This window comes from Flavobacterium sp. RSB2_4_14 (assembly GCF_051547085.1).
Classification (GTDB): Bacteria; Bacteroidota; Bacteroidia; order Flavobacteriales; family Flavobacteriaceae; genus Flavobacterium.
Genome location: NZ_JBPTTL010000002.1, coordinates 327,689 through 351,802 on the forward strand (window position 1 = coordinate 327,689; position 24,114 = coordinate 351,802).

General features: G+C 36.3%; 15 protein-coding genes. 3 read left to right on the forward strand and 12 right to left on the reverse strand.

Annotated elements, in window-relative coordinates:
- Window positions 1–231 precede the first annotated feature (231 nt).
- Window positions 232–2,859 carry a valine--tRNA ligase gene (locus ACSVH2_RS07470; protein WP_438092536.1) on the reverse strand — a complete coding sequence of 876 codons (2,628 nt, stop codon included), beginning with the start codon at window positions 2,857–2,859 and terminating at the stop codon, window positions 232–234.
- A gap of 393 nt (window positions 2,860–3,252) precedes the next feature.
- Between ACSVH2_RS07470 and ACSVH2_RS07475 the strand changes: the two genes are divergently transcribed.
- Entirely contained in the window at window positions 3,253–3,687 is a 435-nt protein-coding gene (locus ACSVH2_RS07475; RefSeq protein ID WP_438092537.1) for a DUF1573 domain-containing protein, read from the forward strand.
- Window positions 3,688–3,727: 40 nt separating this feature from the next.
- Here ACSVH2_RS07475 and ACSVH2_RS07480 read toward each other — a convergent pair whose 3' ends face one another.
- Window positions 3,728–5,062, reverse strand: coding sequence for a PDZ domain-containing protein (locus ACSVH2_RS07480; protein ID WP_438092538.1), 1,335 nt, complete (start codon window positions 5,060–5,062; stop codon window positions 3,728–3,730).
- Between the two features lie 129 nt (window positions 5,063–5,191).
- Between ACSVH2_RS07480 and ACSVH2_RS07485 the strand changes: the two genes are divergently transcribed.
- Entirely contained in the window at window positions 5,192–6,388 is a 1,197-nt protein-coding gene (locus ACSVH2_RS07485; RefSeq protein WP_438092539.1) for a pyridoxal phosphate-dependent aminotransferase, read from the forward strand.
- Window positions 6,389–6,463: 75 nt separating this feature from the next.
- Here ACSVH2_RS07485 and ACSVH2_RS07490 read toward each other — a convergent pair whose 3' ends face one another.
- The 10 genes from ACSVH2_RS07490 to ACSVH2_RS07535 form a co-directional block, all read right to left on the reverse strand.
- Window positions 6,464–14,644 (reverse strand): T9SS type B sorting domain-containing protein, encoded by an 8,181-nt coding sequence (locus ACSVH2_RS07490; protein ID WP_438092540.1) that lies wholly within the window; start codon window positions 14,642–14,644, stop codon window positions 6,464–6,466.
- A 159-nt stretch (window positions 14,645–14,803) separates the two neighbouring features.
- On the reverse strand, window positions 14,804–15,976 hold the full coding sequence (locus tag ACSVH2_RS07495) for a proline dehydrogenase family protein (protein WP_438092541.1): 1,173 nt from the start codon (window positions 15,974–15,976) through the stop codon (window positions 14,804–14,806).
- 45 nt (window positions 15,977–16,021) lie between these two features.
- The gene (locus ACSVH2_RS07500; protein WP_438092542.1) at window positions 16,022–17,314 is read right to left on the reverse strand and encodes a DASH family cryptochrome; all 1,293 of its coding nucleotides are present in this window, start codon (window positions 17,312–17,314) and stop codon (window positions 16,022–16,024) included.
- Window positions 17,311–18,846 (reverse strand): cryptochrome/photolyase family protein, encoded by a 1,536-nt coding sequence (locus tag ACSVH2_RS07505; RefSeq protein WP_438092543.1) that lies wholly within the window; start codon window positions 18,844–18,846, stop codon window positions 17,311–17,313. Before ACSVH2_RS07505 ends, ACSVH2_RS07500 begins: the two co-directional genes overlap by 4 nt.
- Before the next feature lie 69 nt (window positions 18,847–18,915).
- Entirely contained in the window at window positions 18,916–19,053 is a 138-nt protein-coding gene (locus ACSVH2_RS07510) for a DUF2256 domain-containing protein (RefSeq protein ID WP_438092544.1), read from the reverse strand.
- Window positions 19,040–19,774: a YqjF family protein gene (locus ACSVH2_RS07515; protein WP_438092545.1), complete on the reverse strand. Its 735-nt coding sequence runs from the start codon at window positions 19,772–19,774 to the stop codon at window positions 19,040–19,042. The genes ACSVH2_RS07510 and ACSVH2_RS07515 overlap by 14 nt, the downstream gene beginning before the upstream one ends.
- Window positions 19,774–21,264: a deoxyribodipyrimidine photo-lyase/cryptochrome family protein gene (locus ACSVH2_RS07520; protein ID WP_438092546.1), complete on the reverse strand. Its 1,491-nt coding sequence runs from the start codon at window positions 21,262–21,264 to the stop codon at window positions 19,774–19,776. The genes ACSVH2_RS07515 and ACSVH2_RS07520 overlap by 1 nt, the downstream gene beginning before the upstream one ends.
- The gene (locus ACSVH2_RS07525; protein WP_438092547.1) at window positions 21,261–21,905 is read right to left on the reverse strand and encodes a flavin reductase family protein; all 645 of its coding nucleotides are present in this window, start codon (window positions 21,903–21,905) and stop codon (window positions 21,261–21,263) included. Before ACSVH2_RS07525 ends, ACSVH2_RS07520 begins: the two co-directional genes overlap by 4 nt.
- 190 nt (window positions 21,906–22,095) lie before the next feature.
- Window positions 22,096–22,515, reverse strand: a complete 420-nt coding sequence (locus tag ACSVH2_RS07530; RefSeq protein ID WP_438092548.1) for a DUF2452 domain-containing protein — start codon at window positions 22,513–22,515, stop codon at window positions 22,096–22,098.
- 24 nt (window positions 22,516–22,539) lie between these two features.
- Window positions 22,540–22,830 carry a TIGR03643 family protein gene (locus ACSVH2_RS07535; protein ID WP_438092549.1) on the reverse strand — a complete coding sequence of 97 codons (291 nt, stop codon included), beginning with the start codon at window positions 22,828–22,830 and terminating at the stop codon, window positions 22,540–22,542.
- A gap of 116 nt (window positions 22,831–22,946) precedes the next feature.
- Here ACSVH2_RS07535 and aroB point away from each other — a divergent pair, with 116 nt between their 5' ends.
- Entirely contained in the window at window positions 22,947–24,014 is a 1,068-nt protein-coding gene (gene aroB, locus ACSVH2_RS07540) for a 3-dehydroquinate synthase (RefSeq protein WP_438092550.1), read from the forward strand.
- Window positions 24,015–24,114: the final 100 nt, after the last annotated feature.

The following is a 24,114-nucleotide window of genomic DNA, read 5'->3' on the forward strand; positions in this document are numbered from 1 at the left end:
AAAGTACATTTGTTGACAATAACATTAAATACATTTAACTAGTACTACTTTATAGGTTAGTTTAGAGTTAAAATAAAAAAAATAACCGAGACTTCGGTATTGGAAGAAAATTGTATTGATTACAAGGAAAATTGGATTTAAAACGGTTCTCGATAAATCCCGATAAAAATCGAGACACTCGAACCTACGTTTTTAAATACTTATACTTAAAGGGTTAACAAGAGTTACTTTTTATTGTAAACTCGCCAAGCTTTGCTCAATAGTAGCAATCTTCGCCAAAGCATCGGCTTCTTTTTTACGCTCGTTGTCTATGACTTGTGGTGGTGCGCCAGCCACGAATTTCTCGTTGGCTAGTTTACCTTGCACACTGCGAAGGAAACCTTGGGTATATTTCAACTCTTCGGTTAGCTTGGCAATCTCGGCAGCAATATCAATGTTGCCTGAAACAGGAATAAAATATTCGTTGGAGTTCACTCTATAGGTCAACGCGCCATCTATCTTATCTGTAATGTATTCCAATGAAGTGATGTTGCCCAGTTTCATAATCACACAATCAAAATAGGAGGAAACTTTTTCGTTATTCACCACTTTCAAATCTACCGCATCTTTCATGGCGATGTTTTTGTCTTTGCGGATGGTTCGTACACCGGCAATTACTTCGGCAGCAAAATCAAAATCGGCAATGAGTTCCGCATCAAAAGAAGTCATAACAGGATATTCCGCAATAATCAATGCTTGCTCTGGAGTACGCGTGGCAATGTGTTGCCAAATTTCCTCTGTTAAGAACGGCATGAAGGGATGCAACAGTTTCAAGTTGGCCTCGAGCATTTCTATCGCTTTATTGAAAGTAGCGCGGTCTATCGGTTGTTGGTAAGCCGGTTTTATCATTTCCAAGAACCAAGAACAGAAATCATCCCAAACCAATTTGTAAATGCTCATCAACGCATCAGACAAACGGTATTTCTCGAAATGGTCTTCAATTTCTACTAAGGTTTGTTGCAACTTGGCTTCATACCAAGCAATAGCTACTTTGGAACTTTCGGGTTGAGGAATATCGGCTACTTCCCATCCTTTGATTAATCGGAAGGCATTCCATATTTTATTGGCAAAGGCTTTACCATTGTTGCACAATTCTTCGTCAAACATAATGTCGTTACCGGCAGAAGCGCTCAACAGCAACCCTACTCTAACGCCATCGGCACCAAATTTTTCTATCAGTTCCAACGGTTCTGGAGAATTCCCTAACGATTTTGACATCTTACGACGTTGTTTGTCGCGCACTAATCCAGTTAGATACACATTGCTAAATGGTTTTTGACCGGTATATTCATAGCCTGCAATAATCATACGAGCCACCCAAAAGAATAAAATATCGGGACCGGTAACTAAATCATTAGTTGGATAATAGTATTTGAAATCTTCGTTTTCGGGTTCCATAATACCACCAAAAACCGCTATAGGCCACAACCAAGAAGAGAACCAAGTGTCGAGAGCGTCAGAGTCCTGACGTAAGTCGGAAGTACGAAGTTGGAAGTTGGAAGTTTTTTCCTGAGCTAGCTTTAAAGCGTCTTCAATATTTTCGGCTACTACGAAATCTTCTTTGCCTTCTCCATAATAGTACGCTGGGATTTGTTGTCCCCACCACAATTGGCGCGAAATATTCCAGTCGCGGATGTTTTCTAACCAATGACGATAGGTATTGTCAAAACGAGCAGGATATAGTTTAATCTCTTTGGTTTCCAATACCGCTTTGATGGCTGGTTTTACCAAATCTTCCATGCGCAAGAACCATTGGTCAGACAAGCGTGGCTCGATAACGGCTTTGGTTCTTTCGGAAGTACCTACTTTGTTGAGGTGGTTTTCTATTTTTTCTAAGGCGTTGATATCCTCTAGTTCACGAGCAATTTCTTCACGCACCACAAAACGGTCTTTGCCTTGATAGTGCAACCCAAAGGAATTGAGCGTGGCATCATCATTAAAGATATCGATGATTTCTAGGTTATGTTTTTCGCCTAAAGCTTTGTCATTGATGTCGTGAGCCGGAGTTACTTTCAAACAACCGGTACCAAATTCCATATCCACATATTCATCAAAGATGATAGGAATAAAACGGTTGCAAATAGGCACAATAGCTTGTTTACCTCTCAAATTTTGGTAGCGTTCATCATCGGGATGAATACAAATAGCAGTATCGCCCAATATAGTTTCTGGACGTGTCGTAGCAATGGTTACAAACTCATTACTGCCTACGATTTGGTATTTTAAATGGTATAGTTTCCCTTGGCGTTCTTCATAAATAACTTCTTCATCCGATAAGGTAGTTTTGGCTTCTGGATCCCAATTGACCATGCGATACCCACGATAGATTTGCCCTTTGTTATACAAATCCACAAAAGAACGAATCACCGAAGCTGACATATCGGCATCCATAGTGAACTTAGTTCTATCCCAATCACAAGAACAACCCAGTTGTTTTAACTGCTCCAAGATAGTGCCACCATATTTGTTGGTCCAATCCCAAGCGTGCTTGAGGAATTCCTCTCGGGTTAAATCGTTTTTGTTGATTCCTTCGCTTTTTAACTTGGCAACCACCTTTGCTTCTGTAGCAATAGACGCGTGATCGGTTCCTGGAACCCAACAAGCGTTAAACCCTTTCAAACGAGCACGACGAATCAACACATCTTGAATGGTGTTGTTGAGCATGTGTCCCATGTGCAACACTCCAGTCACATTGGGAGGTGGAATGGTGATGGTGTATGGCTTTCTATGGTCGGGTTTAGAATGAAAATAGTTGTTTTTCATCCAGTAGTCGTACCATTTTTTCTCTACTGCAGCGGCGTTGAATTGTGCGGGAATCATATGATTTTTGATTTCAGATTTTAGATATTAGATTTTTGATTGGGGATGTAAGATTAACGATTTTTGAATGATGATTTTTGTTATTGTAATTGTAATTGATTTTGCTATTAATTTTTAGATTACAAAAGTGCGCTACGCTTTTCTTTTAGCCCCGATTGAAGTGGAAATCAACTTTGTCAAAGTTTAAAACTTTGACAAAGTTATTGCAACGAAAAACGGGAATATGGAACGCTGAAACACACTGTCCTTTCGCTCCAAATTATATTGGCATGCCTTTTGTAAACTATACTGCAAAAGTAATTAATAAAGACTTTAGAAAAAATTAAGAATTAAATTTTTGTGTATTAATTTAAACAGAGTATTTTTACTAAACCAAATATTAAAATTTGACCTATGAAAAAAGTTTTACTCATTACGGCAATCCTTATCAATGCTGCAGTTTTCGCCCAAATTGGACCGAGAATTGAGTTTAAGGATAAAGACAATACCATTGATTATGGTAAGGTGAATAAAGAGGATGATAATGGTGTGCGTTCTTTTGAGTTCACCAATACGGGTGATGCTCCGTTGATTATTATCAATGTGCAGTCGACGTGTGGTTGTACCGTTCCATCCAAGCCTACAGAGCCGATTGAACCGGGAAAAACGGGAAAAATTGATGTGAAATACAATATGAATCCGGGACCGATTAGAAAAACGATTACCGTTGAGACGAATGCTGTCAACGCCGAAGAAGGTCGTGTGGTTTTGAAGATTAAAGGCGAGGTGGTTGTGAAACCTGTCGAAAACCTCTTAGAGAAAAAGACAAAAAGCCCGATGATGCAATAATAGTAAGTCCTCTAGTTCCAAAAAACGAGAGGACTTTTTTTTATAGTATCTTTTTCAATTGGAATTTAAAAGTATAGACTCTCGAACTTCTTTCAATTTCTATTTCAATCGTCTTCCCTTCCTCTGATTTGAGAAGTTCATTAATTTTTTCGATGGAAAGCGTATGCGCTTTTTGTTTATTGATGGCTATGATTTTGTCCTTTGTTTTTAATCCGGCCAATGCTGCAGGAGAATCTGCTCTTACATTATAAATTCTGAAAATAGGTTTGAGCTCAAATTTTATTTTTAGATTGTCTTGGAAACGCGAGTCGTTAGCATAACCATTATAGACAGTAGAGGATTTACTTTGGCTGTCTTCATAGGTTTCCTTCACCCACTCTAACCCGTCGTGTTGCACTTCAATACCACTCATGTTGAAGTTGAATGGCTCGTTGCTTTTTGAATTTGGTTTTGAATACAGTTTCCCATTGGGGTAATCAAAGACAATTTGAAATCTCGAAAGTACCTCTCCTCCTATTGAACCTGCGCGGTCTTTTACAAAATTGACACTTTTGACAGAAGTCGAATCGGGAAAGGTTCCAATGCCATTTTCAAATGTTTTACTGCCAAAAGTGAAACTTGGAATTCTTGCTCTTTGTCCATACACATTGCCACTAAACCCTCTTCCTAAGTAGTCTTGAATGGTTTTGGGAGGTAATTGCAACAGACTTGGTTTGTTAAGAAACAGCCAAATAGCATCGCTGTTACCGGTATCCAGTAACATTTTAGAAGGATAATTTAAATTTGTTGTGGTTACATTGGAAATATAGTAGGGTTTGTTTTCTTCTATGGAAATAGAGTCTTTTTTAAAATTTCGTTTTAGTTTTTTGGAAAGCTTTTTATTGGTTGTGGAATACACGATTATCTTTTTTCTTTCATAATCAATCTCGATAGGATGATTCCTAAAGAAATGATACCCCATAATCCCGTTTACCGGAATTCCAACCTGAGAGGAGAAATTAAATTCTTGGTCAAGAACTAAATATATAACATGAGCATAATCGACATAACCGTTAACTTCCATTTTGTTTTCAGAAGATTTATAGGCCTCAATCGCATCATTACTTCCCAAACCATTTAGATTTATTTTTTCGAGATGAAATAAACTAACTTGCTCTTTATCGTCCAGACTAAAAAGAATGGTTTGTTCCACTCCAGTATCTAGCAGAAAAGTAAGCGATTCACCATTGAGATTGATAGGGATAAAAATGAGATTATTAATAAGTTTGAAGGGAATAACGATTTTCTTTTTATCGTTTGCTATTTGAAAATTAGATTGGCTAAAACAAGTCAAATAGGTAACAAAATATAGACAAAACGCAAAAACAATTCTCATTGGTACTGATTTTTTATAAATTTAATAAAAAAGAATAGTCTGAACCTATTTTTTAACAATTGTTAAAACAAAAAAGAGATTGTTTTCAAACTAAAAAAGTCGCAAATTTGCACCACAAATAAATTCATCATGCCTAAGATATCATTAAAAGGTCAGCAAATGCCTGAATCACCAATTAGAAAATTGGTTCCTTACTCCGAAATTGCCAAAAAGAAAGGTCACAAAGTCTATCATTTAAATATTGGTCAACCTGATATTAAAACTCCTGATGTTGCTTTGAATGCGGTAAAAAATGCCGATTTAAAAGTACTAGAATACAGTCATTCCGCAGGGTTTGAAAGTTACAGAACGAAATTGTCTGCTTATTATAAAGCACATGGTTTGCCAATAGATGTAGCAGATATCATCATTACAACAGGTGGTTCGGAAGCGTTGCTTTTTGCTATGGGAAGCACTATGGACTCGGGTGATGAAATTATCATTCCTGAACCTTTTTATGCCAATTATAATGGATTTTCAACCGCTTCGGGTGTAAAAGTAGTTCCTGTTATTTCAACTATTGATGAAGGGTTTGCTTTGCCACCAATTGCTGCTTTTGAAAAATTGATTACCCCAAAAACAAAAGCTATCTTGATTTGTAATCCAGGAAATCCAACTGGTTATTTGTATTCTCAAGAAGAAATCATGCAATTGGCAGCATTGGTTAAGAAACACGATTTGTTTTTGATAGCCGATGAAGTATATAGAGAGTTTATCTATGATGAAAATGATAAACACTATTCTGTAATGAATGTTCCCGGATTGGAAGAACATGCTATCATGATTGATTCTGTTTCCAAAAGATATAGTATGTGTGGTGCTCGTATTGGTTGTATTGTATCAAAAAACAAAGCTTTGATGGCAACTGCTATGAAATTTGCACAAGCGAGATTAAGTCCACCTACTTATGCTCAAATTGCAAGTGAAGCGGCTCTTGAAACTCCACAAAGTTATTTTGATGATGTTATTGCCGAGTATAAAGACAGAAGAGATACATTAATTGCTGAATTACAAAAAATTGAAGGTGTAAAAGTAGCTACTCCAAAAGGAGCTTTTTATTGTATAGCCAAATTACCTGTAAAAAATGCTGATGATTTTGCCCAATGGCTATTAGAAACCTATGACAATAATGGTGAAACTGTTATGGTTGCTCCGGCGGCAGGTTTTTATTCCACACCTAATGTAGGCTTGGATGAAGTTCGAATTGCTTATGTTTTGAAGAAAGATGATTTAATTCGTTCTGTAGCTATCTTAAAAGATGCTTTACAAGTTTATAATCAAAAGTAAATTTATTTTTACTTTATAAAATCAAAAGAGCCACTCTAATGAGTGGCTCTTTTGTTGATTTACATACTTATATCTTTATCTCTTCAGTGAGAAATGCGCTTTAAATTGTTTGGCTACGTTTTGTTCTACATAATCTACACTAAACCAGTAATCCGTTGAAGGTAGTAGTTGACCGTTGTAGGTACCATCCCATCCAGTTCCTGTGGAACTAAGTTGTTTGATTAGTTTTCCGTAGCGGTCAAAGATGTAGATCTTAGCTGACGGTTGTCCTGCTAGTCCAACAATATTCCAAGTGTCGTGTATACCATCTCCATTTGGGGTGAAGTAATGTGGGTAATCGATGATTTGAACGTCTTGGATAATCAGTTCTTCACAACTGTAAATGCCGCCTTCGGTATCCCAAACATGGATGACATGACTGCCTAAGGATACGTTTTCAAAGATATTGCTCGTTTGTCTTGGTCCATCGTCTAAACTGTATTCATACGTGCCATAGCCTTCTATGGTTACCGTTATGATTTGGCTAGTGGTAAACGCATTGGTTACGGTATACCCTACTGTGCCTGCTGGTATAGCGGCTTGTCCTGATTGTATCACGGATAATGCTGCCGATGTTGTGGCACATCCTAGTGGACTAACACTAGTGGCTCTTACAGTGTAGGTTCGGGTAGCACCTGTTGGTGATGCGGTGTCTACAGTATACGTTGGTCCTGTAGCGCCTGTAATTGGTGTGGTGGAGTTGTCTTCAAACCACTCAAAGGTATAGGCCGATGCATTGGTGATACCACTGTTCAAAGTGAGTGGTCGTACGACTACATTGCTAGCATAGTCCACACAGATGGTATCTACGCCGTTTGGTGTAGTGATAATAGGGTTCGGGTAACGCTCTATCGTGATGTCTATAGTTGTTAAGGCATAACACAACGGTGTGATGGTGTTGCTGCTGTTTTCTACTTTCACCCATATCTGATCGGTGTCTGGTGTGGTGATATAGGCTTGAACTTGGGCTAATGGTATGGCATTAGTGCCTGCTATAGCATCGGCTTGGGTATGATAGTAGCTAATGAGGAAAATGGCTGGGTTTTGTCCGTTTAGGATGGCGGTGTTGTATTGGGTTAAATCCAATTGGTACACGCCGTCATATGGATCAAGATAATCGTCACAACTGGCAAAGGTTTGTGGTCCTGTCGCTTGTGCATACTCTTCTACGGCTAAGGTCAATACGCCTGTGGCATTAACACATCCTGTGGCATTGTTCACTACTCTGATGTAGATGTTTTGTGTATTAGGTGTGGTATTTTGATAGTTTGCTGGCAGTGGGGTTTGACCGGTATTGGTTACTGGGTTGGCTCCTTGTGCGGTAGCATAATAGGTAATGGTAAAGTTGGATGGACTTTGGGTAGTGCCTAAAATAGCGGTCGCCAATTGTGGATCGGTCATATCAAAAATGGCAATACCATCGGCATCATTATCACATACTCTATACGGTGCTAGTGGTTGGATAACCGTTGGTAATGGATTTACGGTTAGCGGTTGTTCTACTAGTACTGCGCAACGGTTGCCTTGGTAGTCTACTCTGTTGTTCTCTACACGTATCCATACGTTACCACCTACTAATGCGGCTGTTGGGGTAAGTATTTCATTGGCCACTACATTGTTTTGGGCATCGGCTAGCGTTGGGAAATAATGTAGGGTAACATTCGGATCGCCATTGGCAATATAGGCGGCATTTAAGGTTAGATTAAAGATTTCCAATAAATCGCCTGGGTTGTTGTCGTCACACTTGGCGCCTAAACTAGGTGGATTGGTGCGTGGTGTGGGTACTGGCAATACTCTAATGTCTAAGGTAGTTATGCTTTGACAGTTGGCTGGTGCTGGTGTGGTAACTACTACGCCTAAGGTTTGTACTGCTGGGAAGATATTGGTGTACGCTGTTGGGGTGGTAATCACATTGGTGTTGTTTTGGGCATCTGCCAAACTTGGATAATAGCTTACGGTATAACCTGGTAAGTTTTGGGTGATTTCGGCTGTCTTTACGGTTAAATCAAAACTGTGGAATTGATTATTAGGATTGGCATCGTCATCACAAACACTCAATGGCGCTGGTGTGGTGAGTTGTAATGGGGTATTGATGACTAACTGGAAGCTTCCTAGGTTGTAACATCCCGTGGCGTTGTCTTCTACTCTAACCCATATGGTCTCTCCATTAGCTCCTATGTAGTTCGTAGCAGGTATAATCGGTGCTGTACCGTCTTGCGCTGCGAGTTGACTGTTGTAGTAGGTAACGGTGTAACTGCCTGTAGCGGGTTGTTGGGCTAACACATCTGGGGTGCGTTGGGTTAAATCCACTCCAGTAATGGCATTTTGTGGGTTGTTGTCATCATCACACACCACGATGTTGTTTAAGGCTACTGGGGCTATTGGGCTTGGGTTTACATTGAGTTCTATGGTAATGACACTCCAACAGCCAGTGTTGGGGTCAACGGCTCTTACGTAGAGTAGTTGTACAAACGGATTGATGTTGTCATAAAGTTGTGTGGTGTCAATAGGACTGCTGCCCAATTGTGCATCGGATAGGGTTTCATGGAAGGTGATGGTGTATACAGCGCCTTGTAATAGGTCGGGGATTAGTGTGGTTAAATCAAAGCTAGTGAAGCCGTCTTGGTTGTCATCACAAAGTGTGTAAGGTTGTGTTGGTGGGATTGGTGTTGGCAGTGGTTCTACTCTGATGTCCATCGTAGAGATTACCGAACAACCGGTATTGGTGTTGGTGATTTTTACGCCTAACGTTTGAACGTAAATGATTTGGTTTTGGTATTGTAAATTGGTAATGGCATTGGTACCATTCTGTGCATCGGTCAGACTTGGATAGAAGGTAACACTCATTCCGGTTTGTCCTAACAAAATTGGAGCTACTTGTGACGCCAAGTCAAAGGTCTCAAAGCCTATGGCTCCTATGTAATCACATAAGGAGTATTGTGGGTAGTTCGGTTGTAGGGAGTTTGGAATTGGGTTAACGATTAAGTTTAATTCCACAGTATCATAACAGCCTGTAGCGATAGTCTCTACTCTAACATACAGGGTTTGGTTCCAAATGGTTTGGTTGATGTAGCTCGTTACATTGCTAATGGCATTGGTGTCTGCATTGGCATCGGCTTGGGTGGTATGGAAAGTTACTGTGGTTAGTGCTGGGTTGATACTGCCTAATATTTGTGGTACCGTAGTGGTTAAGTCAAAACTCTCAAATCCTGTAGCGCCTGTGTAATCACATAGTGCGTATGGTGATGGTGTGGTGGCTTCTGGCGTTGGATCGACGATTAATTGGAGTTGGACTACTTCATAACAACTTGTGGTAATAGACTCGACTCTTACATAAATAGTTTGTGTCCAAAGGTTGATATTTGAATAGACTGTTGGATTTGGAATAGCTGTTCCATCAATGTTAGCATCTGTAATAGTTTCATGAAAAGTCACTGTATATGAAACACCGCCCGTAATATTGTTTATCGCTTGTGTCAAATCAAAATCTGCAAATCCATCATTATTGGCATCACATTCGCGCAGTGGTTGCGGATTTGGATTGACAACAATATCATTAATAACAGGATTAATTACAAAATTAGTTGGATTTGAAAAACAATTCGCTACTATTTGTTGGGCAACTATTGAATGGTTACCAGCGGTAAGATTAAAAAATACTGGACTAGTTTGATAAGGATTGCCATCCAAAGAATATTGATAATTTAAACCTATCGGATTAGTAACCGTAACTGAATTAGCATTACAAGATTCAACGATAGAAAGTACTGGGTCAATCTGCGGAACAACTACAATTTGGAGTGTGGCTGGGTTAGCACATTCAGTTGGATTTGGAGTAAATGTGTATGTAGTCGTAGACGTGTTATTCAAAGCAGGTGACCACGTTCCTGTAATTCCATTTAAAGAGGTTGTTGGTAATGGGTTTAAAGTTGCGCCGGCACATATAGGTTGAACAGGGCTAAAAGTTGGAGTAACTTTTTGCAAAATTGTAATTACTAAAGTAGTTGAGGTGGCACATTGACCTGCATTAGGAGTAAATGTATAAGTTGTTGTTGCAGTATTATTTAATGCTGGTGACCATGTTCCTGTTATTCCATTTAATGAAGTTGTTGGTAGTGGCGCTATAACTGAACCAGTACAAGTAGGCGGAACTGTAGTAAAAGTTGGAATAGTATTAGGATTTACAAGAATTTGTAAAGTGGTAGACAAACCACATTGACCTGTATTTGGGGTAAAAGTATACGTTGTTGTAGCAGTATTATTTAATGCTGGTGACCACGTTCCTGATATTCCATTAAGAGATGTTGTTGGTAGTGGACTCAATGTTTGTCCAGAACAAATTGGAGCAACAAGATTGAATGTAGGAGTAACATTTGGATTAACTGTAATTGTTAACGTTGCAGTAGTACTACATTGTCCTACTGTTGGTGTAAATGTATAAGTAGTTGTTGCCGTATTGTTCAATGCTGGTAACCACGTTCCTGTTATTCCATTTAATGAAGTTGTTGGTAATGGAGTCAAAGTTTGTCCTAAACATACTGGAGCAACTGGATTGAATGTTGGAGTAACATTTGGGTTAACCGTAATAGTCAAAGTTGTTGAAGTAGCACATTGTCCAACAGTTGGCGTAAAAGTATAAGTAGTTGTTGCAGAGTTATTCAATACTGGTGACCACGATCCCGTTATTGCATTTAATGAAGTTGTTGGTAGTGCACTCAAAGGTTGTCCTGAACATATTGGAGCAACCGCATTGAATGTTGGAGTAACATTTGGGTTAACTGTAATTGTTAACGTTGTTGTTGCGCTACATTGCCCTGCTGTTGGTGTAAAAGTATAAGTAGTTGTTGTGGTATTATTCAATGCTGGTGACCAAGTTCCCGTTATTCCGTTTAATGAAGTAGTAGGCAATGCACTCAAAGGTTGTCCGCTACAAATTGGAGCTACAGGATTAAAGGTTGGATTGGTATTTGGATTCACAACAATTGTCATTGTTGCTATTGAAGCACATTGCGCCACATTGGGTGTGAATGTATAGGTAGTAGTTGCCGTGTTATTTAATGCAGGTGACCACGTTCCTACCTTACCGTTTAAAGAGGTTGTTGGTAATGGTGATAGTGATTGTCCTGAACAAATAGGTCCAACTTGATTGAAGGTTGGTACTACTGTAGAAGCTGTTTGACTTGGGGTACAAACGCCATTCCATGTAAGTGTAAAGGTAACTGTTTGACCCGGTGTTACTCCATTCACAACAAAATTGGATGGAGAAACTAATGAACCCGTAACTATAGGTCCACCATTTATAGAATAACTATAGGTAAAACTAGTTTGACCGATATTATTAAAATCAAAAGCTACAGCAGTTGCCGTTGAATTTGCTGTATCACAAAATAAAGATGGTGGTTGCGTTGGTGCTTGATTTCCAACTGTTACTACAATTGCAGCTCTAGGGCTTTCGCAACCACCAACTGTTTGACTTACATAATAGGTTGTAACTCCTACTGTTGCCGTTGATGGAGTTGGAGCTGTTCCAGAAGCAGTTCCTCCAGTAGCATTTGTTCCATACCAGTTTAGAGTTCCTCCAGTACTTGGCGTAGCTGTTAAAGGTGAAGCAACAGCATTTTGACAATAGGTTATTGGAGTGACTGTTGGTGCAGCAATTGTTGGAATTGGATTTACTACTAAAGCAATTGGAGTTGAAATACAACCAGAAACTAAATCTTTAACTGTCACATTATAAGTTCCTGGAACCAACCCTATAAATGTTGGACTCGCTTGATAAGTCGTTCCGTTAACACTGTATTGATAATTATTTAATTGATACGAATATGACCCCACATTTGTATAATCTTGTGGATCTAAAGCAGTCCAATCAGCAGGATTCCATGTCATTGATGGATGTGGAGCAGTTACATTTCTTCTGTATGTAAAACCCGGAAGGTTTGCGGGCGTAAAAACAACACCATCTGTTCTTCCCCATATATCTATTTCAATATCCGTACTAGAAGTTAATCTAATATTATCATTATTATTTACTCCTGCACAGGAAGCAACTACTAAATTTGGGACAACACCTCCTTGATTTGTAACACTGCCCACAGATATTACATAAACCGAATTATTATTTAATATTCCTGTTAATGGAAACTCACAAGAGGTGAATGTGTTTCCATTATTATAAATTTTGAGTTTATAACTTGATAAATTTCTTGGAGCGCCAGTACCATTATAAATCTCTATATAGGTTAATGAGCCTACATCTTCATCTGTCACTTCTGAAATAAATAAGTCTGATGGCGTTGGTAACGGTCCTGTATTTGTTGGACTTGTAAAAACAATAGTCCCAGTATTTATTGTACAAGTTGGTTGTTGTGTAACAGACACTATAGCTATTGGTAGTGGGTTTATTGTTAATGTAACAGGAGTCCTTGTTGCACTTCTGCAATTATCACTCAAAGTGAATGTTTCGGCATAATATGTCCCCGCAATTGTGGGTAAATAGCTGAGAGAATTTGAAAGCAATAAATTGCCACCTGTTGCTGCATCATACCAATTTACTCCAAGATTTGCATTAGCTGTAACAGATAAAACAGGAATGGTTTGGTTAGCACAAATTGTAACGTTGCCATTGCTTGTAGGTGGATTTGGTGAAGGTAAAAAGGAAACTGTAAAAATGTCGGATATTGTTGAACAGAAACTATTATTTAAATTGGCTATATCTTGCGCCACCTTGGTTCTGTAATATCTTTGAGAAGTAATCCCAGGAGTAATGTAAGTTGTTGAATTCGCTCCTGGAATATCAGTCCAAGTGATGTTATCTGAGCTTTGTTGCCATTGATAAAAATAATTAGAAGTCCCAGACGTGTTAGCTTGAAGAGTAATGTTTACTGGACTAGATCCTTGACAAATGCTATAAGTGGTTCCTATTGCTGAAGGACTTGAAACTGTAGTCAAATCACCGCAAGAACGGAACATGATATCATCAATGGCTAAGTCATTACCACATCCACCAGCTCCATTATTCTTCATTTTTAGAACTACAGAAGTTTGGTTTGTTGTAGTAAATACCAACCCATATTGTATCCAGTTTGGTGTTGGCGTTCCTGCAATATCTCCCGTATTTCCAGATTGTAAAAGTACAGTTTCGGTGTCATTCCATATCTCGAAACTAATATTGATAGGGATTCCAGTTCCAGGACATCCTCCAGATGCAGAATTGTAGATATTCAATACCCAAGCCGAAAATTCAAATCTTGTGTTTATACACAATCCAGTTACCGTTCTTTTGAAAAATTCGCCAGTTGTAAAGCTTGCATTCACAATCAATGATTTGCCATTTGTACCATCGATTTCAGTATCTGGTGTATGGTCTAAAGAAGTATGCCAGTTTTGAGAATTTGGAATCAAATTAGTTATGTAATTCAACGTATATTGTCCATCTTGTGGAAATCCGCTACCAACGTATGTATAGTTTGTTGTTCCCGCCGGCAGTTGTGGTCCATAGTTTGTTCCGCTTCCAAAATTTTCTTTAAAAACCGGTTCACCTTTACTTCCTGAACAAAAACCTAATTGACCGTTGTTAGCAATTGCTGTTACCGACATATCATCAATGGCAAAATCATTACCATCAAAATTAGTATTGTTATTGAATAATTTAATATTTACACAACTACCATTAGGTCTAAAAGTGAAAACCACTTGTTGCCAACCATTTGCTGTTGGAGGAGCAGTTAAACTACCTGAAACAAGTGTAACTGAATTTGCGTTTAAAATTTGAACCCCAATAATGGCTGGTGTTGGAGTTCCTGATACTGGTCCGTAAACAGATCTAATCCAATAACTAAAAGTATAAGTTGAACCAATAGTCAAACCACAAACTCCACCGCCACCATTTCCTGCTTCCCAAAAATTTTGTTGTCCACCCGTTGTATTTCCATCAATAACCATCATGAAACCCGCTCCAGAGGTATGATCTCCTGATGAAACAAAAGAAGTTGTATTGATTAACTGTGGATTTGTAGTCAATGCCCAATTTCCAGCATTTGTTGAGCCAGAAAAAGGTGGCGTAAGTCTCGTATATCCAGCTCCATTTGAAAAGAAACCAAGAACAGATCCGGATTCAAAGTTACCATTAACCAGTAAATTTTGGGATTGTATTTGAATAGCATTGAAGAAAAATGCTAGTATAAATATATTTTTAAGTATTGATTTGCAATTCATTATGAACATATTTAGTAATTAATTTGGGGAACAATTTTGGTTAGCAATATAAACATAATACATTAAACATCAGATAACTAATGATAAATATTTCTACTAAAAAATTTAAGCATTTCTAGAAAATATAATGAAAAAACCTCAAATGAATGAGGTTTTGTATTACTTTTCCGTTTTTCTTCTTTTTCTTTCTGCTTTCAATAAATTTAATTCTCTACTAGTTTGTCCTGCTACAGAAGTATTTTCCTCAGCACGACGAATTAAATAGGGCATAACATCTCTAACCGGTCCAAATGGCAAATATTTAGCAACATTATAACCGTGTGAAGCCAAATTAAAACTGATATTATCACTCATTCCATATAATTGTCCAAACCAAATTCGATTATCGTTCTTTGAAATTCCTTTAGATTTCATCAACTCCATAACCTTATAAGAACTCTCCTCGTTATGAGTGCCAGCAAAAATGCACATACTGTCCAAATGCTCCATCATATATTCCACTGTAGTGTCATAATTGATATCTGTAGCTTCTTTGCTTTCACAAATTGGTGTTGGATATCCATTTTCTTCGGCTCTTTTATTTTCTTTTTCCATATAAGCACCTCGAACCAATTTCATTCCAATAAAAAATCCTTCTTCTTTTGCTTGTTTGTGTAATTTTTTTAGGTAGTCTAATCTATCCCAACGGTACAATTGTAGTGTATTAAAAACTATGGCTTTCTCTTTATTATACTTTTTCATCATTGCAGTAACCAATTCGTCTGCTGCGTCTTGCATCCAACTTTCTTCTCCATCAATCAAAAGTGCAACATCCTTTTCGTAAGCTGTTTTGCAAATCAATTCAAATCTATTTACTACACGGTTCCATTCTTTTTGCTCTTCTATAGTTAGTGGCTGCTTCTCTCCTATTTTTTCATATAAATAAAAACGCCCCAAACCTGTAGGTTTAAAAACGGCAAACGGAATGGCTTTTCTTTCTTTGGCAAACTCAACCGTTTTTAAGGTCATTTCTAAGGCAGCATCAAACTGTTCTTCTTCTTCTTTTCCTTCTACGGAATAATCTAAGACTGATGACACCCCATTTACATACATTTTATCAACAACCGAAAGGCAATCATCCTCAGTTGTTCCCCCACAAAAATGGTCAAAAACCGTAGCCCTTATTAATCCTTCAACAGGTAAATGTGCTTTCAAAGCAAAATTGGTAACTGCTGTTCCGATTCGAACTAACGGCTCATTGGCAATCATTTTGAATAAAAAATAAGCTCTATCTAACTCGGTATCGCTTTTTAACGCAAAAGCAACTTGTGTGTTGTTGAAAATTTTTTCCATGTTTGTAATAAAGCAACAAATATAAAAGAGTTTTAAGTATAAATTTTATACTTTCAACCACAATTTTCTATAGGATTTATTCCTATCATAATCCTGTGCTTGTTTGTCAATATTAAAGTAGCGATTTCCTCTTGGATCATTTCCAACACCTGCAAGATACGCCCAATTTCCCCAATTGCTCGACACGTCATAATCAATTAATTGTTGTTCGAAATAAGCTGCACCATAACGCCAATCGAGTTTCAAATCGTTGCAGAAATAACTGGCCACATTTTGTCGTCCTCTATTGCTCATGAAACCTGTTAGTTTTAATTCAAGCATATTAGCATCAACAAAATCAACGCCTGTTGTGCCATCAATCCAACTTTGCAATTGTTGAATATTGTGTTTATTGACAATAATTCCTTTGTCTTGAATGCCACTTTGTTGAAAAAATTTATTAGAATATTTCTTCATCATAAACCGAAAATAATCTCTCCACAACAATTCAAAAACCAACCAATAGGTCGAATCATTAGCGCCAAGTTGAGACTCATATTTTTTCAATTCAAAATAAATTTCTCTAGACGATAAACATCCTAAAGCCAACCAAGCAGAAAATTTTGAGGAATAATCTGCACCAATTAATCCGTTGCGGGTTTCTTTATATTGGGAAATGGCATTTGTTCCTTCAAAATAATGACTCATTCTTTTTAATACTGCACTTTCGCCACCTTTAAAAATGATAGCTGCTCTTTTGTCAATTTTTGAAAACGATAAACCAAGTTCAGCCAAAGAAGGAATTTTAGCTTCGGGAATTTCTGGCGATTTGATGGCTTTTGGTCTATCAAAAACAGTTCTAATAGTAGAGTCTTTTTCTACTTTTTTTCTGAAATTACTGAACACATCTGGAATATCTTTAATCGAAAAAGGTAAATCTTCGGCATGATACAAAGTGCTGGTGCTAAAGGTTTCAAATTCACATTTCACTTTAAACAATTCGGCTTGAACCAAAGCATCAGTTTGTTTTTCTTCATAAGCAACTTCTCTCTTGGCAAATACTTTGTACGCTTTATATTCTTGAACAATTTTAGGAATTTCGATTTCGGGTTTACCTTTAATAACAATCAATCCCGAACCCAACTCACGTAGATTTTTATCTAAATCGGCAACCGCTTCCAATAGAAATTGTGCCCTGAAACTGCCAGTTTTTTGAAATCCATACTCCGTTTCGTGAAAATGAGAATCATCAAAACAATACACTGGTATAACTTCATCACTCTTGGCAATGGCCTTTACTAATGTTTCGTTATCATGTAATCTTAAATCGGTTTTAAACCAAACTATAGCTGTTTTCATAAATCATCTATATTTTTTAAATAAAAATCAGCTTGTTCTAATAAAGCCACTTTTGCTTCGGGTTGCATTTTTCGCCACACATTATACATCATTCCAATTCTTGGATTTTTGGCTAATTTATCTTCATTTTTATCATAAAAATTCCAGTACAAACTATTAAAGGGACATGATTTCTTGCCCGTTTTAACAGATTTATCATAAAAACAACTGCCACAATAATGACTCATTTTATCGATATAACTCGCCGAACTCACATACGGTTTTGTTCCTACAATTCCGCCATCGGCAAATTGGCTCATGCCACGTGTATTGGTAATTTCTACCCATTGAATAGCATCAATATAAATTCCTAAATACCATTCATCCACTTCATCGGGATGAATTCCGGCCAACAAAGCAAAATTTCCCGTAATCATTAAACGCTGAATGTGATGCGCATAAGCATAATCTAACGATTGGGTGATGGCATCTTTCAAACAATTCATTTTGGTTTTTCCCGTCCAAAACCAAGTAGGCAATTTTTCTTGATTATTGAAAAAATTCATCGTTTCATATTCGGGCATTTTTAACCAATAAATGCCTCGCATGTATTCGCGCCAACCAATTATTTGTCTCACAAATCCTTCGAGTTGATGGTATTCAATTTCGTCTTTTCTATCTTCCCATTCCTTGATAGCTCTGTTTATTACTTCTTGTGGCGAAATCATTTTTACATTCATAGAAAAGGAAACTCGCGCATGATACAACGACCATTCGTTGGGTGTCATCGCATCTTGATAACTTCCAAACAAAGGCAAACATTCTATAACAAAAAATTCTACTAATTCCAACGACTGTTTTCTATTTATCGGCCAAACAAAATGGGTAGCATCAATGTTTCCAATGGTTTTAACATCGGTTTTCGCAATTTCAGATACGATTTGAGTAACATTATTATCAAAAACCAATGGCGGCGTTGGTTTATGATTTTTGGGTAGTTTTTTTCGGTTTTCACCATCATAATTCCACTGACCCGTTAAAGGTTTTTCTCCTTCCATTAAAACGTGATGCTTTTTTCGAAGGGCACGATAAAAGCTTTCTAATAAAAATGTTTTCTTGCCTTCAAAAAAAGAACCTAATTCTTCGCGCGTGGTATAAAAATGTTCTGTGTCAAATACCTGAAATGGAATTGAAAGTAAAGAACAATAATTTTTGAATAAAACATCTAACCGGTATTCATCAGGCAATTGATATTCGAATTGAGAAAAAGTATCTTTTGCTAAAATAGTGTCTATGTTTTTTTCAAAGGATTGCAAGTTATTTTTATCATTTAAATGAAGATAAATGACTTGATGTCCTTTCGATTTTAATTCGTCTGCAAATGACTGCATTGAAGCAAAAAATCCAACTACTTTTTGAATATGATGCGTTGCATAATCAGTCTCTGTTCTGATTTCCATCAAAACATAGGTCACATTTTCATCTTCGGTTACAAACCAGGAATGATTACTGTTTAATTGATCTCCAAGAATTAATCTGAGTTTTTTTGACATTTTATCTTTTTATTTGAACCATTAAGATATTAAGGTTCATTAAGTTATTCACAAATAAATATTTACTAATCACTTATTCATTCTGCATTTATCACTACAATATTTTACTTCATCCCACACTTTTTCCCATTTTTTTCGCCATGTGAAAGGTCGGTTACACACTAGACATATTTTACTAGGTAAGTTTTGCTTTTTAACTCCTTTCATACTCTAGTTTTAATTTAGTTCGCTCCCACTCTATCGCTACGGCTGAACCTTCGGCAATAAATACTGCTGCTGGTTTTGTATGGTTCAAACACGAAAAGGCTTTGCCATACATAGCTTCAAAATCACAAGTAATTTGATAATCAATGACGTCATGAATTTTCCAACTTGGATGTTGCAGACGGTATTCTTCTGTCTTGTTATCGTTTATTTTGGTATAGCCATAATAATGTTCGTAGATGAATTTTTCTAACGAATGTTGTTTCATTTGATGAGATGCAATCGCATTTTCAACATAAATGCTATTCCACTTTTTATTGACCATCCATTCAAAGGTTACTTTTTGGCTATTATCATCTTTAGTGATAGTATGTTTTGTTGGAACTACTGTGTAATGTTCTTTATATAAAGTATTTGCCATCCAAGCTACAATTCTGTATGGAATTGTTTCATTGATAAAAACAACACCTCGTTTTGTTTGGTTGCCTTCTTTTCTAATCACGTAAAAACGCAAATTAATTTCTTCGAATGTGCCTAATTTTGGAATTGGAATATTAAATAGTTTAGTGTTTTTAAACATAAAACCGACTAAACTTATATATGCCTTTCCTTGATATAAATCGAGTTCAACTCCTTTAGGCAAAAAAGGCAACAACACTTTGGGGTCAATTTCATAATTAACCATAATGATGTTTTCCCAATTTGCTTTTAAAAATATAGCCATTACTTTACGCTCTTTTTTGAATTTTTATTGGGATTAGAAACATGCTTTTTTAAAATTCGTTTTCCTTCCTCTTTCACTTCTTTAGTTTTTCTGAAACCCCAAATAATATCACTTGCATACTTTCTAGTAGCTTCAATATCCACAATAGGATGTGGATACTCTTTTCCTATTTCGCAACCATACAATTGCTGGTCAATTAATCCTAATTTCCATGGTTCATGAATTAAATGTGATGGAATATGAGCCAATTCGGGTACCCATTTTTTGATAAAAATTCCATCGGTGTCGTGTTCTTCAGAATTTTTAATCGGGTTATAAATTCTAACGGTATTAATTCCTGTAACACCCGATTGCATTTGAATTTGTGGATAATGAATTCCAGGTTCATAATCGAGAAATTGTCGTGCCAAAAAATGTAATTCTAGCCAGTCCTGCCATAGATTAAAAACAAAAAACGAAACGACCATAGCGCGCATTCTGAAATTAATGTAACCGGTTTCGACTAAACAACGCATGCACGCATCAACAATTGGAACGCCCGTTTTTCCTTCCTGCCACGCTTTGATATAAAGTTCGTTTTTTGGTTTTACTATGCTATCAAAAGCCGAATTAATATTCCGAAATTCCATGCTGCATTCATCTTCAAACTTTTGAATAAAATGACAATGCCAATGCAATCGCGAAACAAAATTCAAAACAGCTCTTTTATTCGAAGCTTGTTCATAATGCTGATTCGTATATTGATAAATCATCCGCATGCTGATGTTTCCGTAGGTCAAATAGGGAGACAATCGGCTACATCCTTTTCTGCTTAAATTAGGTTTGGAAATATGTTTGCTATAATTCACATAACGCTCTTTGACAAAACTATCTAAATAGCGCCAAGCCCAATATTCGCCGCCATGTTGGAAGTTTTTATTGTGAATTGTGATTGTTTCTGGTAATGTTTCACCTTTTAATTTGGTGTAAAAATCAGGTTCTAAATTTTCTATTTGTAAAGACTGAATATCGATTATTTTAGGTTCGCCTCGCATTACATTTTCCCATCGCTTGTCCCAATCTTTTCTCGATTTCAATTTTCGGATAACACCATGCATTTGCGATTGTTTCCACTGAATTTTATTTTCATCAAAAAACGATTGCATAGCAATATCTCTGTCAAAAGTGACTTTGTTTCCAATTTCTTGGTGTGAAAAGACAGTTTTAACCTCATAAACTTTAAGCAATTCTTCAAAGACGAATGGAACTTCCTTGTGAAAGAAATAAATCTTAGCTGAAATCGTGGCTAACTTCGACTGCATTTCTTGAATTGACTCATATATAAACCGCCAATGACGCACATCAGAATCATCATAATTCATGACTGATGGTTCAAAAAAATAAAGCAGTAGAAACGGAATTTCTTCTTGTTGTGCCAAATAAAGTGGCTCGTGATCTGTAAAACGTAAATCACGTTTGAGCCAAACAATATTTATAGCTTTTTTACTCAATTTTGAAGTAATGAAGTTATGGGTTTATCAGGTTTTGCATAACTCAATCTGTCTAACTGAATGGTTTTATGATAACTATCCAAACCAGAACAGGTTATGGTATTGGCTTTTTCTAAATCGATAAAACCATCGTCGTATAGACAATCTTCTGGAACATATATTTGAACAATCTCACCTATAATTAAGGTGGTATTATTTATATGAATATCTATTTTCTCTCTAAATTCAATTCCTAACTGAACCTTACTTTCTGCAACGAAAGGCGCAAAAAAATGATTTTTGTATTCGGTATTCAAACCCGTAACATCAAATTCCGAAATTCCACTTTCATATCGTGCTGAAGTTTGATGCGCTTGTTCATAAATAGTTTCATTGATGTGATTGATGGTATAAAAACCAGTTTCAATCATGTTTCGCATAGTATCACGTTCTGGTGGACTTGGACGAAAAATTAATCCAACCAAAGGCGGATTTGCTCCAACATGAAAAAACGAACTAAAAATAGCCAGATTAGAATTGCCATTTTTATCAGCAGTTCCAACTAGAGAAACACTTTTAAATCCACCCAAGCTATTTATAAGATGCACACGGATTTGTTTTTCCATGGCATTTATTTCCTCTGAAGTGATGTATTTTTGCATACCGAATAATTTATTTGTTTTAACCACGAGTCGAGTGGGTTGATATATTTCAAATTATAAACCATTAAGTAATTTTAGTTTCATTACCTCTTATTTTGCTTAAATTGCTTAATGGTTTTAAATTTGTGCTCAATGTTTCTAAAAAATTCTATTTGGTTTTACCCACACATTTCGTGGTAGAGCCATTAATTTAGAAAAAATTATTTTCCTTTTGATGAAGTGCAATCCACTTTTTATCGCTGTTCAATTTGAAAGTACCAAGGTGTTCTTTATTCCATTCTTGAGGAGAAATTAAGGATAGAAAGTTGACGCCATTTTCTCCCACATACAAATGATAAATCTCACCAATCACTGGCTCAAAGGCAAATTTAGCACTATAAACTAGTTCGTTCCATTCATACTCTTCCATCAATTTTTGATATTGATTTTTAAGTTCGTTGAACTTATTTTCAAATTCTTTATTTACATTAGTTATTCCTCTACTTTTCCAAGAAACAATATCATCAACCTTGATTATTGGTGCACCAACACTAGTGGAATAGGGCAAAAAACTAGCGTTATAACCTTTCTCTTCTGAATAAACAATATTATCGGGTCTTTCTTTTTTCATTATTATATAGGTAACTGAATTTTACTATCGCTTTGAAATTTTATTATTTGAAATGTTTCTTTGTAATTTACATTTGAATCTATCAATGCCTTCTACTCTTTTGGCACTGTGTTTTGTTTTGCAATTCTCAACTCGTTCTCGCCAAAGTTTATAGCTACTAAACTTTAATTCTTTTTTCATCAATGCTTTGACATCGGCTTCCTTTAAACCAAATTGAAATTCAATTGCATCGAACGGTGTTCTATCTTCCCAAGCCATTTCGATAATTCTATCAATGGCCATTTCGTCTAGTATTTTTGCGTTTTCTTTTTGCATAAATTTTTGTTTAACAAATATGTTTAAAAAGTAAACAAATGTAATTCAAATAAATTAAACCAATTGTTAATCAAAACCAAAAAAAGAGTTATTTTGCAAAAAATACGTTTTGAATTATGCAAACCATACAAGCCAACGGTTACCAAGTTTATTTTAACGAGAATGGATACGATTTACTCAATAAATTTATTACTGATAGTAACTATTCAAACATCTTTATTTTAGTTGATACCAATACCAATGAAAAATGTTTGATGCGGTTTTTATCTTTTTTAGCTACTGATAAAAACATTGAAATCATTGAAATTGAAGCTGGCGAAAGCGAAAAAAATATCACAACTTGTGTCGAAATTTGGTCAATTCTAACAGAACTAGGTGCTGATAGAAAAAGTGTTTTAATCAATCTTGGTGGTGGCGTAATTACAGATATCGGTGGATTTGTAGCATCCACTTTTAAAAGAGGTATTGATTTTATTAATATTCCAACAACACTTCTGGCTATGGTTGATGCATCAATTGGTGGGAAAAATGGTGTAGATTTAGGCAATTTAAAAAACCAAATTGGTGTTATCAGCGTACCAAAAATGGTGCTTGTGGACACTGACTATCTAAACACTTTACCTCAAAATGAAATGCGTTCTGGATTAGCAGAAATGCTAAAACACGGATTGATCGCCGATGCTAATTACTGGGAACAATTCAAAGATTTAAGTCAATCTGACTATGCTGATTTTGACAATTTAATTCACCGTTCTATTGAAATTAAAAACGAAATCGTTACACAAGATCCAACAGAAAATGGGATACGGAAAGCGCTCAATTTTGGTCATACATTAGGACATGCCATAGAAAGCTATTTCTTGGAAAATGACGATAAAAAAACTTTGCTACATGGCGAAGCTATTGCGGTTGGCATGATTATGGAAAGTTTTGTTTCTTGGCAAAAAAACTTAATTTCAGAAACTGAATATGCTGAAATTAAAAAAGTGATTGCAGCTGTTTTTGAAACTGTTATTTTTGAAGAAAATGACCTTCAACCTATATTGAATTTACTCATTCATGACAAAAAAAATGAATACGGTAAAATACAGTTTGCCCTGCTTGATGGAATAGGCGCAATTAAAATCAATCAAGAAGTTGATAATGAATTAATTATAAAATCTTTTGAAGATTATAAAACTTAATGATTTTTTCACAAGAATAGTTGCATTTCGCAAATTTTATTTTTTACATTTGCCCTAATGAAAAAAAGTGACAACACTTCTAATTACAGTATTTACAGTC

Excerpts from the sequence above, each read along its gene's own strand:
- ACSVH2_RS07470 (WP_438092536.1), bottom strand. The coding sequence starts at position 2,859 with ATGATTCCCGCACAATTCAACGCCGCTGCAGTAGAGAAAAAATGGTAC.
- ACSVH2_RS07475 (WP_438092537.1), top strand. The coding sequence starts at position 3,253 with ATGAAAAAAGTTTTACTCATTACGGCAATCCTTATCAATGCTGCAGTT.
- ACSVH2_RS07480 (WP_438092538.1), bottom strand. The coding sequence starts at position 5,062 with ATGAGAATTGTTTTTGCGTTTTGTCTATATTTTGTTACCTATTTGACT.
- ACSVH2_RS07485 (WP_438092539.1), top strand. The coding sequence starts at position 5,192 with ATGCCTAAGATATCATTAAAAGGTCAGCAAATGCCTGAATCACCAATT.
- ACSVH2_RS07490 (WP_438092540.1), bottom strand. The coding sequence starts at position 14,644 with ATGAATTGCAAATCAATACTTAAAAATATATTTATACTAGCATTTTTC.
- ACSVH2_RS07495 (WP_438092541.1), bottom strand. The coding sequence starts at position 15,976 with ATGGAAAAAATTTTCAACAACACACAAGTTGCTTTTGCGTTAAAAAGC.
- ACSVH2_RS07500 (WP_438092542.1), bottom strand. The coding sequence starts at position 17,314 with ATGAAAACAGCTATAGTTTGGTTTAAAACCGATTTAAGATTACATGAT.
- ACSVH2_RS07505 (WP_438092543.1), bottom strand. The coding sequence starts at position 18,846 with ATGTCAAAAAAACTCAGATTAATTCTTGGAGATCAATTAAACAGTAAT.
- ACSVH2_RS07510 (WP_438092544.1), bottom strand. The coding sequence starts at position 19,053 with ATGAAAGGAGTTAAAAAGCAAAACTTACCTAGTAAAATATGTCTAGTG.
- ACSVH2_RS07515 (WP_438092545.1), bottom strand. The coding sequence starts at position 19,774 with ATGGCTATATTTTTAAAAGCAAATTGGGAAAACATCATTATGGTTAAT.
- ACSVH2_RS07525 (WP_438092547.1), bottom strand. The coding sequence starts at position 21,905 with ATGCAAAAATACATCACTTCAGAGGAAATAAATGCCATGGAAAAACAA.
- ACSVH2_RS07530 (WP_438092548.1), bottom strand. The coding sequence starts at position 22,515 with ATGAAAAAAGAAAGACCCGATAATATTGTTTATTCAGAAGAGAAAGGT.
- ACSVH2_RS07535 (WP_438092549.1), bottom strand. The coding sequence starts at position 22,830 with ATGCAAAAAGAAAACGCAAAAATACTAGACGAAATGGCCATTGATAGA.
- aroB (WP_438092550.1), top strand. The coding sequence starts at position 22,947 with ATGCAAACCATACAAGCCAACGGTTACCAAGTTTATTTTAACGAGAAT.